This window comes from Streptomyces geranii, assembly GCF_002954775.1.
Taxonomy (GTDB): domain Bacteria; phylum Actinomycetota; class Actinomycetes; order Streptomycetales; family Streptomycetaceae; genus Streptomyces; species Streptomyces geranii.
Genome location: NZ_PJME01000016.1, coordinates 97,419 through 112,171, shown reverse-complemented (window position 1 = coordinate 112,171; position 14,753 = coordinate 97,419). Strand labels below are relative to the sequence as shown.

The 14,753-nt window shown below is 69.3% G+C and carries 12 protein-coding genes; 7 read left to right on the top strand and 5 right to left on the bottom strand.

Annotation, left to right across the window (positions count from 1 at the left end; translation table 11 throughout):
- Positions 1 to 4 precede the first annotated feature (4 nt).
- Entirely contained in the window at positions 5 to 1,150 is a 1,146-nt protein-coding gene (locus CW359_RS22250) for a FecCD family ABC transporter permease (protein WP_408647508.1), read from the bottom strand.
- Between the two features lie 200 nt (positions 1,151 to 1,350).
- On the opposite strand from CW359_RS22250, the gene CW359_RS22245 reads away from it, so the two are divergent.
- Positions 1,351 to 3,504: an acyltransferase family protein gene (locus tag CW359_RS22245; RefSeq protein ID WP_105971834.1), complete on the top strand. Its 2,154-nt coding sequence runs from the start codon at positions 1,351 to 1,353 to the stop codon at positions 3,502 to 3,504.
- Between the two features lie 20 nt (positions 3,505 to 3,524).
- Here CW359_RS22245 and CW359_RS22240 read toward each other — a convergent pair whose 3' ends face one another.
- Entirely contained in the window at positions 3,525 to 4,154 is a 630-nt protein-coding gene (locus tag CW359_RS22240) for a hypothetical protein (protein ID WP_105971833.1), read from the bottom strand.
- A gap of 13 nt (positions 4,155 to 4,167) precedes the next feature.
- Positions 4,168 to 4,875, bottom strand: coding sequence for a DUF6215 domain-containing protein (locus CW359_RS22235; RefSeq protein ID WP_105971832.1), 708 nt, complete (start codon positions 4,873 to 4,875; stop codon positions 4,168 to 4,170).
- A gap of 323 nt (positions 4,876 to 5,198) precedes the next feature.
- On the opposite strand from CW359_RS22235, the gene CW359_RS22230 reads away from it, so the two are divergent.
- Positions 5,199 to 7,490 carry a M4 family metallopeptidase gene (locus tag CW359_RS22230; RefSeq protein WP_105971831.1) on the top strand — a complete coding sequence of 764 codons (2,292 nt, stop codon included), beginning with the start codon at positions 5,199 to 5,201 and terminating at the stop codon, positions 7,488 to 7,490.
- An 8-nt stretch (positions 7,491 to 7,498) separates the two neighbouring features.
- Here CW359_RS22230 and CW359_RS22225 read toward each other — a convergent pair whose 3' ends face one another.
- Entirely contained in the window at positions 7,499 to 7,690 is a 192-nt protein-coding gene (locus CW359_RS22225) for a DUF397 domain-containing protein (RefSeq protein ID WP_105971830.1), read from the bottom strand.
- Complete coding sequence (locus CW359_RS22220; protein ID WP_105971829.1) at positions 7,672 to 8,508, bottom strand: helix-turn-helix domain-containing protein; 837 nt, start codon at positions 8,506 to 8,508, stop codon at positions 7,672 to 7,674. The genes CW359_RS22225 and CW359_RS22220 overlap by 19 nt, the downstream gene beginning before the upstream one ends.
- Before the next feature lie 120 nt (positions 8,509 to 8,628).
- Between CW359_RS22220 and CW359_RS45380 the strand changes: the two genes are divergently transcribed.
- From CW359_RS45380 to CW359_RS22200, 5 genes are all read left to right on the top strand, one after another.
- Positions 8,629 to 8,844 (top strand): hypothetical protein, encoded by a 216-nt coding sequence (locus tag CW359_RS45380; protein WP_157968614.1) that lies wholly within the window; start codon positions 8,629 to 8,631, stop codon positions 8,842 to 8,844.
- Entirely contained in the window at positions 8,841 to 9,092 is a 252-nt protein-coding gene (locus CW359_RS22215; RefSeq protein ID WP_105971828.1) for a hypothetical protein, read from the top strand. Before CW359_RS45380 ends, CW359_RS22215 begins: the two co-directional genes overlap by 4 nt.
- 176 nt (positions 9,093 to 9,268) lie before the next feature.
- Positions 9,269 to 10,018 (top strand): DNA repair protein RecO, encoded by a 750-nt coding sequence (recO, locus tag CW359_RS22210; RefSeq protein WP_105971827.1) that lies wholly within the window; start codon positions 9,269 to 9,271, stop codon positions 10,016 to 10,018.
- Positions 10,019 to 10,047: 29 nt separating this feature from the next.
- Positions 10,048 to 10,899, top strand: coding sequence for an isoprenyl transferase (locus tag CW359_RS22205; RefSeq protein WP_105971826.1), 852 nt, complete (start codon positions 10,048 to 10,050; stop codon positions 10,897 to 10,899).
- A gap of 173 nt (positions 10,900 to 11,072) precedes the next feature.
- Positions 11,073 to 14,738 carry a laminin G domain-containing protein gene (locus tag CW359_RS22200; RefSeq protein ID WP_105971825.1) on the top strand — a complete coding sequence of 1,222 codons (3,666 nt, stop codon included), beginning with the start codon at positions 11,073 to 11,075 and terminating at the stop codon, positions 14,736 to 14,738.
- Positions 14,739 to 14,753 lie beyond the last annotated feature (15 nt).

Sequence of the window (14,753 nt, the reverse complement as noted above, 5' to 3'; positions counted from 1 at the left end):
CCGTTCACCGCCCCCCGAACGCGTAGCCGCCGCGCCGCATCAGCAGCAGGAACGCCGGTACGCCGACCACGGCGGTGATCACCCCGACGGGCAGTTCGGCGGGCGCCAGCAGCAGCCGGGACAGGATGTCGGCCCACACCAGCAGCACGGCCCCGGCGAGCGGCGCGACGGCCAGCACCCGGCGGTGATCGGCGCCCACGAGCATCCGTACGACATGCGGGACCATGAGCCCGACGAAGCCGATGGCGCCGCTGACGGCGACGACGGTCCCGGTCACGGCGGCGGTCACGAGGAACAACTCCCGCCGTAGCCGCGTCGGTTGGACCCCGAGGGCGGCGGAGGTCTCGTCGCCCATGGCGAGGGCATTGAGCGATTCGGCCCGCCGGGCGAGCCACGCCCACCCGGCGACGACGGTCACGGCGGCGATCGGCACCTGCGCCCAGGTGGCCCCGCCCAGGCTGCCGAGCAGCCACATCATCGCGGACCTGGCGGCCTCGCCCCGGGCGGCCCCGAACACCATCACGGTGGTGATCGCCTCGAAGCCGTACGCCAGCGCGGTCCCGGTGAGGATCAGCCGCAGCGGCGTGAGCCCGTGAGCGGCCGACCGGGCGACCCCGTACACGATGACCATGGCGGCGAGCGCGGAGGCGAAGGCGGACACGGACAGTGCCCACACCCCGAGCCCGGCGAAGGCGCCCAGCAGGATCACGGCGTTGGCCCCGACCGCCGCACCGGACGAGATCCCGAGGACGAAGGGATCGGCGAGCGCGTTGCGCACCATGGCCTGCACGGCCACCCCCACGGCGGCGAGCCCGGCGCCGACGACGGCGGCGAGGACCACGCGGGGCAGCCGCAGTTCCCAGACGATGGTGTACGAGGCGACGTCCTCGGCGCGGATGGTGCCACCGGTGATCCCGTCACCGAGGAACCGGAAGACCTGCCCCCAGCCGATCCCGGAGGCGCCGAGCCCGACCCCGCACAACAGGGAGACGAGCAGCAACACAGTCAGCCCAACTGCCAATGGCAGCACGGGTATTCGGCGCACGGTCGGCGATCCTTCGCCTCGGCTCGCAGTCCACGGCGAGCGTTCAGTGGGGCACGCGCACCTTGGGTGATCGGGCTCGCACGCCCACCTGTCGGGGGCGTGCATACCGTTGCGGGTCAGCGCCGGAGTCTCACCGGACTTCCCCCAGGGGACGCGTCGGCGAGCGTAGCAAACGCGCCGGACCGGCCAATTGTCGCGGGTCACCCTTTGTCGGGTTCTCGCGGGCGGGCTCGCGGCCGACCGGGGAAATTTCTGGTGACCGAACGGAAACGACCACAACCGTTCGAGTGGGCCGACCGTCTCTGATGAGCGTGAAGACGCGACCGACCACGCGACCAGCCGCTCGACGGAACACACGACCGGACACACGATCGGACACGCGACCGCCGACGCGATCGACCGAGAACCCCGGCCTGCGGCTCGACATCCAGGGCCTGCGGGCCGTGGCGGTGACGTTGGTCGTCCTCGACCACGCGGGGGTGGCGAGGCTCGGCGGCGGCTACGTCGGAGTGGACGTCTTCTTCGTCATCTCGGGCTTCCTCATCACCTCACTCCTGGTACGCGAACTCACCACGAGGGACGGCCTGTCGATCCGAGGCTTCTACGCCCGCCGAGCCCTCCGCCTCCTCCCCGCGTCGACCCTCGTGGTCGTCACGACCCTCGCCGGTTCCTGGCTGTTCCTGTCTAGGGTCCGCTTCGAGGAGTACGCCGGGGACGCGGTGAGCAGCGCGCTCTACGCGGTGAACTTCCGTCTGGCGGCAGCGGGTACGGACTACTTGGCGGAGGGGAGCCCGCCGTCCCCCTTCCAGCACTTCTGGTCGCTGGCGGTGGAGGAACAGTTCTACGTGGTCTGGCCCCTGCTGCTGTTACTGACCTGGCGCCTGAGCCGAGGAAGACGAGCCCTGCTGGCGATCCCACTGGCGGCGCTGTGCGTGCTGTCGCTCGTCCTGAGCGTGACGGTGACGGAAGAGGCCCCGTCCTGGGCGTACTTCGGCTCGCACACGCGGATCTGGGAACTGGGCGCGGGAGCACTACTGGCCCTGGCGGCGGACCAACTACAACTCCTGCCAAGCAAGTTGGCGGCCCCGATGACCTGGACGGGCCTGGCCTGCATAGCGACAGCGGGGGTGGCGTACGGCAACGAGACCCCGTTTCCCGGGTATTACGCGCTGCTTCCGGTGCTGGGGACGGTACTGGTACTGGCGGGAGGCTGCGCCCCGTCGAGAGGGGACGCCCAAGTACTCCTTGCCAGAGCCCCGTTGGTGTGGCTGGGCGGCCTGTCGTACGGCTGGTACCTGTGGCACTGGCCGCTGCTGGTCATCGGCCCGGCGGCGCTCGGAAGACTCCCGGAGACGACGACCACGGAACTGTCGCTGCTGCTGTGCGCGTTGGCGCTGCTACTGGCCTGGGCGACCTTGCACCTGCTGGAGAACCCGATACGTTTCCACGCCAGGTTCCGGTCCCGCCCGGGCCGCGCCCTGCGCCTCGGGGCGACGCTGTCGACGGTCGCGGCGCTGCTCGCGGCGACGGCGTACGCGTTCCCGCCGCCGATCGACTCGGGCAGACCGGCGAGGGACCTGAAGCGGGAGCTGGCGAAGGCGGCAACCCCCGAACGACGCCTGAGCCAGCTGGTGGAGGCATCGACGGGAAACGGAAACCTGAGCCTGCCGAGCAACCTCGCCCCACCCCTCCCCGAGATCAAGCCGACGAGGTCGGCGGTCTACCGGGACGGCTGCCATGTGGCGTACGACGCGACGAGCGCGCCGGCGTGCGAGTACGGCGACCCGGCCTCCGACAGGGTCGTGGTCCTGTTCGGCGACTCCCACGCGGCCCAGTGGTTCCCGGCGCTGAACCGCCTTGCGCTGGAACGGGGTTGGCGGCTGGTGTCGCTGACGAAGGCGTCGTGCAAGGCGGCGAAGGTGACGCTGCGCCGCTTCGGGGGTCCGTACGCGGAGTGCGACACGTGGCGGGCACGGGCGGTCGAGCGGATCACGGAAATGCGCCCGGCTCTGGTGATCGTCTCGTCCTCGGACGCGGGTGAGCCGATGACCCCGGAGGCGGACCCGGTGAGCCAGTGGACGAACGGCCTGCGCATGACGTACGCGGAGCTGGGCGAGTCGGGCGCGAGGGTGGTGGCGCTCCTGGACACCCCGTGGCCGCGAACGGACGCGGTGGACTGCGCGGCCCTGTACTCCCTCCACCTGACCCGCTGCGCGAACCGCCTGCCCGGTGCGATCAGGGACGAGTCCCGAAGAACGGCCACGCTCAGGGCGGCGAGGTCGGCGGGCGCGTCGGTGATCGACCCGGTCCCGTGGCTGTGCACGGGCGGGGGCGACTGCCCGGTGCTGGTGGGGAACACGATCGTGTACCGGGACGACAGCCATGTCGCGGACGCGTTTGCGGAGGCGGTGGCGCCGGTGCTGGGTGATCGGCTGACCGAGGTGCTCGGGATCGGCTGAAAGGGGGACCCGGGAGGCCCCTACGCCTCTCTGGCGAACGGGTTGCCGTGTCCGGGAAGCCTCCTGTCCGGTCGTACGTACTGAGGGCGCCCGAGTTCGTCGGTGACCCGTATGAATCCGGCGGCTTCCAACTGGGCGATGTTCTCGGCGATTTGGCGTCGGCTGAAATGGAGCAGGACGGGCAGCAGCGCCATGAGCGTGGCCCAGACGATGAGAGTGGTGACGACCACGGCCGTGTCCGCGTGGAACCTGAAGGCGATGGCCGCGGCGAGCACTGAAAAGACTGTGACCCAGATCGCCGCCCGCTGCTTCTCGGTGAGCGCGTGGTTGAGGTCGAACAGCATGCGGGTCTTGAGCAGCTTGAGCGCGTCGGGTTCCACGGGCGGCAGTGAGACCCCGTCGGTCGCGTCGGGATAGCGCACCCGGTTCTGCGCGGCGCGCTCCCGGGCCTGTGGCCTGGGGTCGGGCACGATGGTCAGGACCGTCTTGTAATCGCTGGACGTATACACGTTCGCGTACTCGTACCCGAACTGCTCGGCGAAGTAGGCGAGTCGGGTGAGCTTCTTCCACGTCATCATGCTGATGGTGAGCCGGACCGGCTGCCCGCTCTCCATCTGACGCAACATCTTTCGCACAAGCTTCTTGGCCATCAGTGCCCCGTTCTCAACTCGCTGTCCACCCCGGAACCGTAGGCAGCACGCTCTCCGCGACCCGGAGCAGTGCCGTGTCGTCGGGGAGGGTGTCGTCCTGGCGCCAGAGGGAGATCTCGTACGAACCGCCGCCGTCCTTGGGGTCCTTGGCGATCAGGAGGTTGCGGGAGGTGCCGCCGGGGGCGCTGGAGCCCTTTCCGTCCTCGAAGACGATGCCGATGGTCCGGCCCGAGTAGAGGAACGCCGAGTGGCCCAGGAATGTTCTCCGCTCTCCCGACTCGGCCAGGTAACCGGCGATCTCGCCGACCGTCAGGTCGCCGTACGCCGAGAGCTTCACGGAGTAGCCCTCCAACTGGACGGTGGCCTCGGGGTCGCTCGGCAGGATGTCGCGTTCGTCGCTGAGGACGGCTTCGTTGCTGTCGGCGCTCAGCGCGCGGTCCTCGGGCGTGCCGAGCAGGGTCGGCAGGTCCGGGCGGTTCAGCGCCTCGCACAGTCGTACGCCGGAGACGGGCTTCGACAGGGGCGTGTCCTCGTCCGATCTGGAGCACGAGGCCGGTGTGCGGTCCTCGGGGGCGGAGTCGGGCTGGTACTTCGCCATCACCCAGAAGCCGGCCGCCAGGCACCCGACCAGCAGCAGCGCCGACGCGATCTGCGCACCCTCGCTCGCGCCCTTCTCGGCAACGTGCGCCGGTCTGGGCGCGTCGATGTCTTCCGTCGTCATGCCTTTTCCCCCACCCACAAGTCCCCCACCGCAAGCCCAACACCCCACACGCACACGCCCGTTACACGCGCGCCGGGCAGCATAACCGCGCGATCCCTGCGTCGCGACCGATTACGCGGCTGAAAACGTGCGCCCAGTTGGGCAGATCCCCAGCTAGTCATGGTCATTTCAAGCCGTTGTCTTGGCGATCACATGACAAAAAGCGGCACCCAGTGCCACGCTGCTGCTGAAGTTCACCATTCCTTCACCTTCTTCACTTCCTTCACGCCCACACCGAGTGCGGGAGACCCCCCACTCACCCCCCACCGCAGAAGGAGACCCCGTTGCCCCGGCGACCCCACCCCACTCCCCGGCGCAGACGCGCCACCGTCCTCGCGCTGACCACCATCGGGACCCTGCTCGCCATGGGCGCCCCGGCCGGTACCGCGACCGCGGCCGCCCCCGCCGACCCGGGCCCCGGCTCGGCCCCGGCCCAGATCACCGCCGAGCCCCGCGCGGGCGCCGCCGTCGTGCCCCTCTCGGCCACCCGCCGAGCCTCGCTGATCAAGAGCGCGCAGACGACGTCCGCCACCACGGCCCGTCAACTCGCCCTCGGCGCACAGGAGAAGCTCGTCGTCCGGGACGTGATCCAGGACGCCGACGGCACCACCCACACCCGTTACGAGCGCACGTACGCCGGACTGCCCGTACTCGGCGGTGACCTGGTCGTGCACCTCAAGAGCGACCGCACCACCGTCTCCAAGGCGAGCGGCGCGACCCTCACGCTGCCGTCCCTCACCCCGAAGCTCACCGGGGCCAGTGCCGGCAGCAAGGCCCTCGCGACCGCGAAGGGCGCCGACGTCACCGGCGCCGAGACCGAGCGGGCGCCGCGCCTCGTCGTCTGGGCCGGTGCCGGTGCGGCCAAGCCCGTCCTGGCCTGGGAGACGGTCGTCGAGGGCGTCCAACCCGACGGTACGCCAAGCGAGTTGCAGGTCGTCACCGACGCCGGCACGGGCAAGCAGCTGCTCGCCGCCGAGAAGGTGCACACCGGTGAGGGCACCGGCCAGTACAGCGGCACGGTTCCGCTCGGTACGACCCTGTCGGGATCGACGTACCAGCTCACCGACGGCGCCCGCGCCGGGCACAAGACGTACGACCTGAACCAGGGCACCTCGGGCACCGGCACCCTGTTCACAGACGACAACGATGTCTGGGGCAACGGTCTGCCGTCCAACCGCCAGACAGCCGGGGTCGACGTGGCCTTCGGCGCCGCGGCCACCTGGGACTACTTCAAGGACGTGTACGGCCGCAACGGCATCCGCAACGACGGGGTCGCCGCCTACAGCCGTGCCCACTACGGCAGCAGCTACGTCAACGCCTTCTGGCAGGACAGCTGCTTCTGCATGACCTACGGCGACGGCTCGGGCAACACGCACCCGCTGACCTCGCTCGACGTGGCCGCCCACGAGATGAGCCACGGCGTCACCGCCGCCACCGCCAACCTCACCTACGCCGGTGAGTCCGGCGGCCTCAACGAGGCGACCTCCGACATCTTCGCCGCGGCCGTCGAGTTCCACGCGAACCTCGCCGCCGACCCCGGCGACTACCTCGTCGGCGAGAAGATCGACATCAACGGCAACGGCACGCCGCTGCGTTACATGGACAAGCCCTCCAAGGACGGCTCCTCGCGCGACAGTTGGAACTCCAGCCTGGGCAGCATCGACGTCCACTACTCCTCGGGCCCGGCGAACCACTTCTTCTACCTGCTCTCCGAGGGCAGCGGCGCCAAGACCGTCAACGGCGTGGCCTACGACAGCCCGACCTCCGACGGTCAGGCCGTCACCGGCATCGGCATCGAGAACGCCGCCGCAGTCTGGTACCGCGCGCTGACGACGTACATGACGTCGTCGACCAACTACGCGGGCGCCCGCACCGCCACCCTCCAGGCGGCCGGTGACCTCTTCGGCGCCTACAGCCCCACCTACCTCGCCGTCGCCGACGCCTGGGCCGCCATCAACGTCGGCGGCCGGATAGCCCTCGGCGTCAACGTCGCCCCGATCGCCGACCAGACCAGCGGCGTCGGCCAGGCGGTCAGCCTCCAGGTGGACGCCTACACCACCAACTCCGGTGCGGGCCTGACCTACGAGGCCACCGGTCTGCCCGACGGTCTGACCCTCAGCCCGAGCGGCCTGATCTCCGGCACACCGACCACCCTCGGCGTCGGCGACGTCACCCTCAAGGTCACCGACGGCACGGGCTCCTCCGTCACGGACACCTTCAGCTGGCGGATCGCGTACATCTACGCCACCACGACCCGCGTCGACATCCCCGACAACGGTCCCGCGGTGGAGTCCCCGATCACCATCGAGGGCCGCGACGGCAACGCCTCCGCGACCACCTCGGTCTACGTCAACATCGTGCACACCTACCGCGGTGACCTGACCGTCGACCTGGTCGGCCCCAACGGCACCGTCTACTCACTCCTCAACCGCACCGGCAGCTCGGCCGACAACGTCGACCAGACGTTCACGATCGACGCCTCGGCCCAGCCCCTCAACGGCACGTGGAAGCTCCGCGTGCAGGACCGGGCGGGGATCGACGTCGGCTACATCCAGCGGTGGCAGCTCACGCCCTGACCCCCGGGTCAGATGACATGGCCGATGAACTCGGCCCAGGCAGGCGCACCAACTAGCAGTACCGGCCCGTCCGAGACCTTGCTGTCTCGGACGGGCACCACTCCGGGGACTCCGTCGGCGACTTCGACGCAGCTTCCGCCGTTGCCGTCGCTGTAGGTGCTTTTGCGCCAGCGGGCGTTGCTCAGGTCGTACTCGCGCATCGTCTGTGGTCCTCCGCCGCCGACTCGATCAGGGCCAGGGACGCCTCCGGCGACAGCGCGGCGGCCCTGATCAGATCGTATGACGCCTGCGCGCGCTTCACCACAGCCGGATCGTCCAGCAGGTTCCCCGAATACACGGCTTCTGTATAGGCCGTTGGGGGCGCGTCATCGAACTCCATGAGCGTGACCATCCCGTTCATGAGGGCGTACGCACCAGCCGAGTACGGCAGCACCTGGACCAGCACCTTTCGCTCTCGCACGAGGTTCGCGATGTGCTCCAACTGCTCGGCCATGGCGGCGGGTCCGCCGACCGGAACCTTCAACGTGTTCTCGTGCAGGATCGCCCAATACTCGGGCCGTGTAGCGTCCTTGAGGATCTTCGCGCGCTCCAGTCGTCCGGACACCTTCTCCTCGATGTACTCGTCCGGGGCGAGCGGGTTCATGGCGATGGTGACCGCGCGTGCGTACGCCGGGGTCTGCAACAGCCCAGGCACCAGCGCGGGTGCGAACTCGGAGATCTTCGTAGCCAGCGACTCAAGCTCCGCAGCCTTCGCGAAGTAATCCGCGTATCGCTTGTCGTCGATGAGCTTGCGCCACGTGCGCTCGAAAATACCGTCGGTTTGCAGTACGTCGTCCAGTCGCATCGCCACATCCAACTGCGGCTTACGAATGGCCTGCTCGAACTGCCCGATGTAGCCCCCGGAGACGAAGACCATCGCCCCCAACTCCACTTGGGTTAACCCCGCTTCCTCCCGCCGCCGCTTCAACTCCGCCCCGAAGAACTCCCAGGCCGCCTGCCGTTGCGAACCATTGGCCATAGCCGAACCGAACCCCCTTCAACTGCACCGTCGTTGCTGCGCCCAGAGCCTTCCGAGTGTAGGCACAACACGTCACCGTAGAAGTGCGAAGAGTGAAACTCGATAAGCAAGGGGAGCACGGTGACGGCACGACAGACGGCACACTCGACGGCCTGTGTCGAAGAAGCGGAGGAAATTGTGAAGGAATTGCGGACGGCGTTGAAAAACGCCGGGATTACCTTGCCGACGCTCCGATTGGACGCGGCGAGTGTCGCCCGGGAAGCGCCCTGTCCGCTCATCGAATTGGGCCGCTGCAACGTCGAGACGGCGGCCCGGATCGTGGCGGCGCTGCGATGAACGACGTACGGCCGGCGAAGTCGGGAAAGCCGGGGCGGCCGGAGATCGGTACGTACGTGATGGACACCCGCGCGGGAAAGGTGGGCCTGGTGATGGGCCACGAGGGACCCTACGTCCAGCTCAGATCGTACGGCGGCGGCCGGGAGTGGGACGCGCCCCCGAACACCCTCCGCCCCGCGACCCCGGCGGAACGCCTCAGCGCGGCGACGGCGTACGCGAACGCACGCAGCCGCGGCGAGGTGCCCTGAGGTTCCCTGCGGGGCCTGGCGGGATCTGGGGCGTCCCCGGATGAGGTGCCGCGCCCCTTAGGGGCGCGGGGAACTGCGCGACCAGCCACAGCGGACCCGCAGGTTCTGCACCGCGTATCCGGCGAAGCGCTACCGCCCCCGTCCGGGCCCCCCGTTCCGTACGCGACAATGACCCCATGAGCCTGTTCCGTGACGACGGAGTCGTCCTGCGTACCCAGAAGCTGGGTGAGGCCGACCGGATCATCACGCTGCTCACGCGCGGTCACGGGCGCGTACGGGCCGTGGCCCGGGGGGTACGCCGGACCAAGTCCAAGTTCGGGGCGCGGCTCGAACCGTTCTCCCATGTCGACGTGCAGTTCTTCTCGCGGGGCAGCGAACTGGTCGGGCGCGGGCTGCCGCTGTGCACGCAGAGCGAGACCATCGCTCCGTACGGTGGCGGCATCGTCACCGACTACGCCCGCTACACCGCCGGTACGGCCATGCTGGAGACGGCGGAACGGTTCACCGATCACGAGGGCGAGCCCGCCGTACAGCAGTATTTGTTGCTGGTCGGCGCGCTGCGCACCCTCGCCCGTGCCGAGCACGAGCCGCACCTCATCCTCGACGCCTTCCTGCTGCGCTCCCTCGCCGTCAACGGCTACGCACCCACCTTCAGCGACTGCGCGCGGTGCGGTATGGCGGGCCCGAACCGCTTCTTCTCCGTCGCCGCCGGAGGCTCCGTCTGCGTCGACTGCCGGGTGGCCGGCAGCGTCGTACCCTCTCCTCAGGCCCTCGAACTGCTCGGCGCGCTGCTGACGGGCGACTGGGCCACGGCGGACGCGTGTGAACCGCGCCATGTCCGGGAGGGCAGCGGACTGGTGTCCGCGTATCTGCACTGGCACCTGGAGCGCGGACTGCGCTCCCTGCGCTATGTAGAGAAGAACTAGAGACAAGCACTGAGGGAGACGAGAAGCGCATGGTCGTACGCGGAATCCTGGGGAGCCGGCGCCGCGAGTACAGGACGCCGGAACCGCACCCCTCCGGCGCCCGCGCGCCGAAGCTCCCCGGCGAACTCGTACCCACCCATGTGGCCTGCGTCATGGACGGGAACGGCCGCTGGGCCAAGGAGCGCGGTCTGCCGCGTACGGAGGGGCACAAGGTCGGCGAAGGGGTCGTCCTCGACGTCCTCAAGGGTTGCCTGGAACTCGGCGTCAAGAATCTCTCCCTCTACGCCTTCTCGACGGAGAACTGGAAGCGGTCACCGGAAGAGGTCCGCTTCCTGATGAACTTCAACCGTGACGTCATCCGGCGGCGGCGCGACGAGATGGACGAACTGGGCATCCGTATCAGGTGGGTCGGGCGGATGCCCAAGATGTGGAAGTCCGTCGTACAGGAACTCCAGATCGCCCAGGAGCAGACCAAGAACAACGACGCCATGACGCTCTACTTCTGCGTCAATTACGGCGGCCGAGCCGAACTCGCCGACGCCGCGAAGGCGATGGCCCGCGATGTCGCCCTCGGCAAGCTGGACCCGGAGAAGGTCTCCGAGAAGACCATCCAGAAGTACCTCTACTACCCCGACATGCCGGACGTCGATCTCTTCCTCCGGCCCAGTGGTGAGCAGCGGACTTCCAACTACCTGATCTGGCAGTCGAGTTACGCCGAAATGGTGTTCCAGGACGTCCTCTGGCCCGACTTCGACCGGCGTGACCTGTGGCGCGCCTGCGTCGAATTCGCCTCCCGGGACCGGCGGTTCGGCGGGGCGGTGCCGAACGAGCAACTGCTGGAAATGGAAAGGGACATGCGGGGTGACCTCCCCGCGTCGTAGAGGTGAACGATCGTCGGTTTTTGCCTGTATGTGGCCGACTGATCGTTTGGTCTTGATGGTTCCCTTGGGCTTCCATGAACGCTTCCCTGCCAGGCTTCTCGATCATCAAGTGAGCGTGATCGGTTCGGCGGAGCACTCAGGGGTGGGTCGTGGGGGAGTCCGGGGGAAGACGTGTGCGGTCGTCGCGCACGGCATGGCTGGCCGCAGTTGTCCTGTTGATCCAGCCGGTCGCGGCGACCGCGATGTATCCGGCCGCCGCTGACGTCCAGGACGACGGTTCCACCACCGCGACGTCGCTCTCCGCGGAGGCGGCGGCCTCGCAGAAGGCGGTCGCGGAAGGTTCTCCGGTCGAGGTCGTCGACGACCGCACGGAGTACGCGACGACGTACGCCGATCCGGACGGCACGACGTTCACCCTGGACCAGTCGGCCACGCCGGTACGGGTGCGGCAGGGCCAGGGGACGTGGACGTCTCCCGACCCGACACTCGAAGTCAGGGCGGACGGCACGGTCGGTCCGAAGGCGGCAGTGGTGTCCCTGGCCTTCTCCGACGGCGGCGACGGCTCGGATCTGGTGGACATCACCCGGGGTGGCAAGTCGTTGCGGCTGGGCTGGCCGGGGCAGCTGCCGAAGCCCACGCTGGACGGAGCGAGCGCGGTCTACGGCGATGTGCTTCCCGGCGTGGACCTGCGGATGACGGCGACGACCGAGGGCTTCCGCGAGCTGCTCGTGGTGAACACCCCGGAGGCGGCGGCCGATCCGGCGCTGAAGAAGGTCGTCTTCTCGCTCCAGGCGGACGGGCTGACGGTCGCCCCGACGAGCGGCGGTGGGATGACCGCCGTGGACGACGACGCGCGCCCGGTCTTCACGGCTCCTCCCGCGCTGATGTGGGACTCCCAGGGCGACGCGACCACCGCGGGTACGACTGCCCAGCTGGAGCGGACGACCGATGCCGCGCAGGCGGCCGACCCGTCCCCGGCAGCGACCACGGACCCCTCCGCCGGAGCGCCGGCGGACGGTACGGCGGGGCCGGGCGACGGCGACACGTCCGCGGTGCTGGCCGTCCAGGTCGGCACGGATTCGCTGGCGGTGGTACCGGACGCGGGCATGCTGGCGAACAGCGACAGCGGCGCCTACCCCCTCTACATCGACCCCAGCGTCGGCCTGGACCAGACGGCCCACACCTATCTGCGCTCCGACGGCGTCTCCGACTTCAACTGGGGCAACGGAAGCGACAACGAGGGCAAGGGCGTGGGCCACTGCTCCTCGTACGACGGCTACTACTGCGGTCCCGGGTACACGGAGCGGCTGTACTTCCAGTTCTCGCCGAGCGGTCTGGCGGGCAAGAAGGTGCTGTCCGCGACGTTCAGGGCCACCGAGAGCTGGTCGTTCACCTGTGACGCGCGCTGGGTCGATCTGGAGCGCACCAGCAACATCTCCTCGTCCACCACCTGGTCCTCGCGTCCCTCGAACCTGGGGACGATGGCGAGCCGCGACGTCTCGGCCGGCCGCAGTTCCGCCTGCGCCCCCTCACAACCACCGGCTCCGATCGAGTTCACCGGTTCGAGCCTGACGTCGGCGGTCGGGAACCTCGCGGCGGGCAAGTTCTCCCGGCTGACGCTGCTGCTGAAGGCCAGGGACGAGACGGACACCAGCGCCTGGAAGCGGTTCCGGAACGACGCGGTGCTGTCGGTGACCTATGTGGGGCTGCCCGCGGCGCCGACCAAGGCAGGCATCGTCGAGGGCAGCGGGATCAGCTGTGAGACGGATTCCACCGACCCCGACGTCATCACCGATCCCACGCCCAGCCTGACCGCGACGGTGTGGACGGCGACCGGCGGCGGCAGCGGGGCGAGCCTGCGGGCGCACTTCTACATCCAGCAGCGGAGCAGCGACGGCACCTGGCCGGTGGTGACGACCGAACCGGTGCGGCCCACCAGCGGATACGTCGGCAACGGCGCCGTCCTCACCTACCCCTCGCCGATCACGTTGTCGGACGTGCCCCTGTACCGGCTGGCGGTGTTCAGCCGCTCGTACTACGACAGCGGCGACAGCTACCTGGAGTCGCACAGCACGGTGACCACCAAGGGCTGGTGCTACTTCAAGGTGGACACCACCGCCCCGAAGGCGCCCACGGTGACGGTCGGGAGCCCGTACTCCGAATGCACGGCCAACGACTGTGCCGCGGCCGGAGGGCCGGGCGAGGCGGGCCAGTTCACCTTCTCGCCGGCCTCCGGTGACACCAACACCGCCTACGAGTACAAGCTGGCGTCCGCGACCGCCTGGTCCCAGCCGATCTCCGGAAACACCGTCACCAAGGCGATCACGCCCCAGCTGGCGGGCACCCAGCAGCTTCAGGTGCGGGCGCAGGACAGCGCCGGACGCTGGGGCGCCAAAGCGATCGTGAAGTTCGACGTCGCCGAGGGGAAGACGGCGATCGGCCGCTGGCACTTCGACGACGCGGCGCCGGGCTCCGGTGCCATCACGGCCGCGGACACGGCGACGGAAGGCGCCCGTCACACGGCGACGCTCTACACGACCGGCGCCGGCTGGTCGTCGCTCGCGCGCAGGGGCGACGGTGACCGGTCGCTGTGGCTCAACGACACCTCCGACACGACCCGTCAGTCCGGGTACGCGGCCACGGCCGCTCCCGTGATCAACACCCAGTCGTCGTTCACGGTGTCGGCCTGGGCGTATCTCACGGACAGCTCCGACTACCGCGCGGTGCTGTCGGAGACGGGCAGCGACGGCTCCGGGTTCGCGCTGTACTACTCGCCGGGCGTCCAACGCTGGGTGTTCCTGTGGAGCTGGTACGAGAACGGCGTACGCAAGTACCTGGGCACGAACGCCGATGTCGCGGGCGTACCCCTGAAGGTCTGGACGCATCTGACCGGTGTGTACGACTCCGTGCATCGCACCATCTCCCTCTACGTCAACGGGCGTCCGCAGGGGTCACCGGTGGCGCTGCCCACCACCTCGGACGCCACGACGAGCGACGGCACCCTGCAGTTCGGCCGGGCCAGTTTCACGCCGGGCAGTTACGTCGACTACTGGCGGGGCCGGGTCGACGAAGCGGCCGTCTGGCAACGGACGTTGACGAGCGACGAGATCGCCACCGAGGACGGTCTGCTCGACTCCGATGGCGCGGCGAGCGTGGAGCTGATGGGTGCCTGGAACCCGGACGGTGCGAGCGGCACCACGCTCGCGGACTCCGTGTCCGGATACGGCCGCACCCTCACGCTGTCCGGTGGGGCCTCGCTCGACGGCGAGGGCATCGTCCTGGACGGCAATGACGGCAGGGCCAGTGCCCCCGGTCCGGTACTGGACGACACGGCGTCGTTCACCGCCAGCACCCTGGTCGACATCGACAGCGACGCCCTGCTGAACAAGCCCGTCGGCTACACCGCCCAGGTCGTCGGCCAGCGCGGCGCGGACGGCTCCGCCTGGGGCTTCTGGTACCAGCTGACCGGGACCGACCTCGACCCGGACACCGACACGACCGTCCCGGTCGGCAAGTGGTACTTCGGCCGGCTGAACACCGACGGCGGTTTCACCGGCGTGGTCTCCGACGAAGCCGCGGAACTGGGCAGCCCGGTACGGATGACCGGAACGTACGACGCCCCGACCGGCACGGTCCACTTCTACCTCGGCCCCGACGAGAACGACGCCGACGTCACCCATCCCTACACGGCTGTGGCCGGGTCCGGCGACTTCGCGGCCGGTGAGGGCTACGTCGGCGGGGCGTGGGGCCACTACCTGCCCGGAAAGATCACCGACATCAGGTTGTGGGCCGGTGCCATGGCGGACCAGCAGCAGATCATCGACACCGTCGGCGACTGAGCACCTGTACTCCCT

What these genes read in the sequence shown, in the direction of transcription:
- recO (WP_105971827.1), top strand. Translation starts at nt 9,269, where the DNA reads ATGAGCCTGTTCCGTGACGACGGAGTCGTCCTGCGTACCCAGAAGCTG.
- CW359_RS22215 (WP_105971828.1), top strand. Translation starts at nt 8,841, where the DNA reads ATGAACGACGTACGGCCGGCGAAGTCGGGAAAGCCGGGGCGGCCGGAG.
- CW359_RS22220 (WP_105971829.1), bottom strand. Translation starts at nt 8,508, where the DNA reads ATGGCCAATGGTTCGCAACGGCAGGCGGCCTGGGAGTTCTTCGGGGCG.
- CW359_RS22245 (WP_105971834.1), top strand. Translation starts at nt 1,351, where the DNA reads ATGAGCGTGAAGACGCGACCGACCACGCGACCAGCCGCTCGACGGAAC.
- CW359_RS22240 (WP_105971833.1), bottom strand. Translation starts at nt 4,154, where the DNA reads ATGGCCAAGAAGCTTGTGCGAAAGATGTTGCGTCAGATGGAGAGCGGG.
- CW359_RS22235 (WP_105971832.1), bottom strand. Translation starts at nt 4,875, where the DNA reads ATGACGACGGAAGACATCGACGCGCCCAGACCGGCGCACGTTGCCGAG.
- CW359_RS22250 (WP_408647508.1), bottom strand. Translation starts at nt 1,150, where the DNA reads ATGCACGCCCCCGACAGGTGGGCGTGCGAGCCCGATCACCCAAGGTGC.
- CW359_RS22225 (WP_105971830.1), bottom strand. Translation starts at nt 7,690, where the DNA reads ATGCGCGAGTACGACCTGAGCAACGCCCGCTGGCGCAAAAGCACCTAC.
- CW359_RS22205 (WP_105971826.1), top strand. Translation starts at nt 10,048, where the DNA reads ATGGTCGTACGCGGAATCCTGGGGAGCCGGCGCCGCGAGTACAGGACG.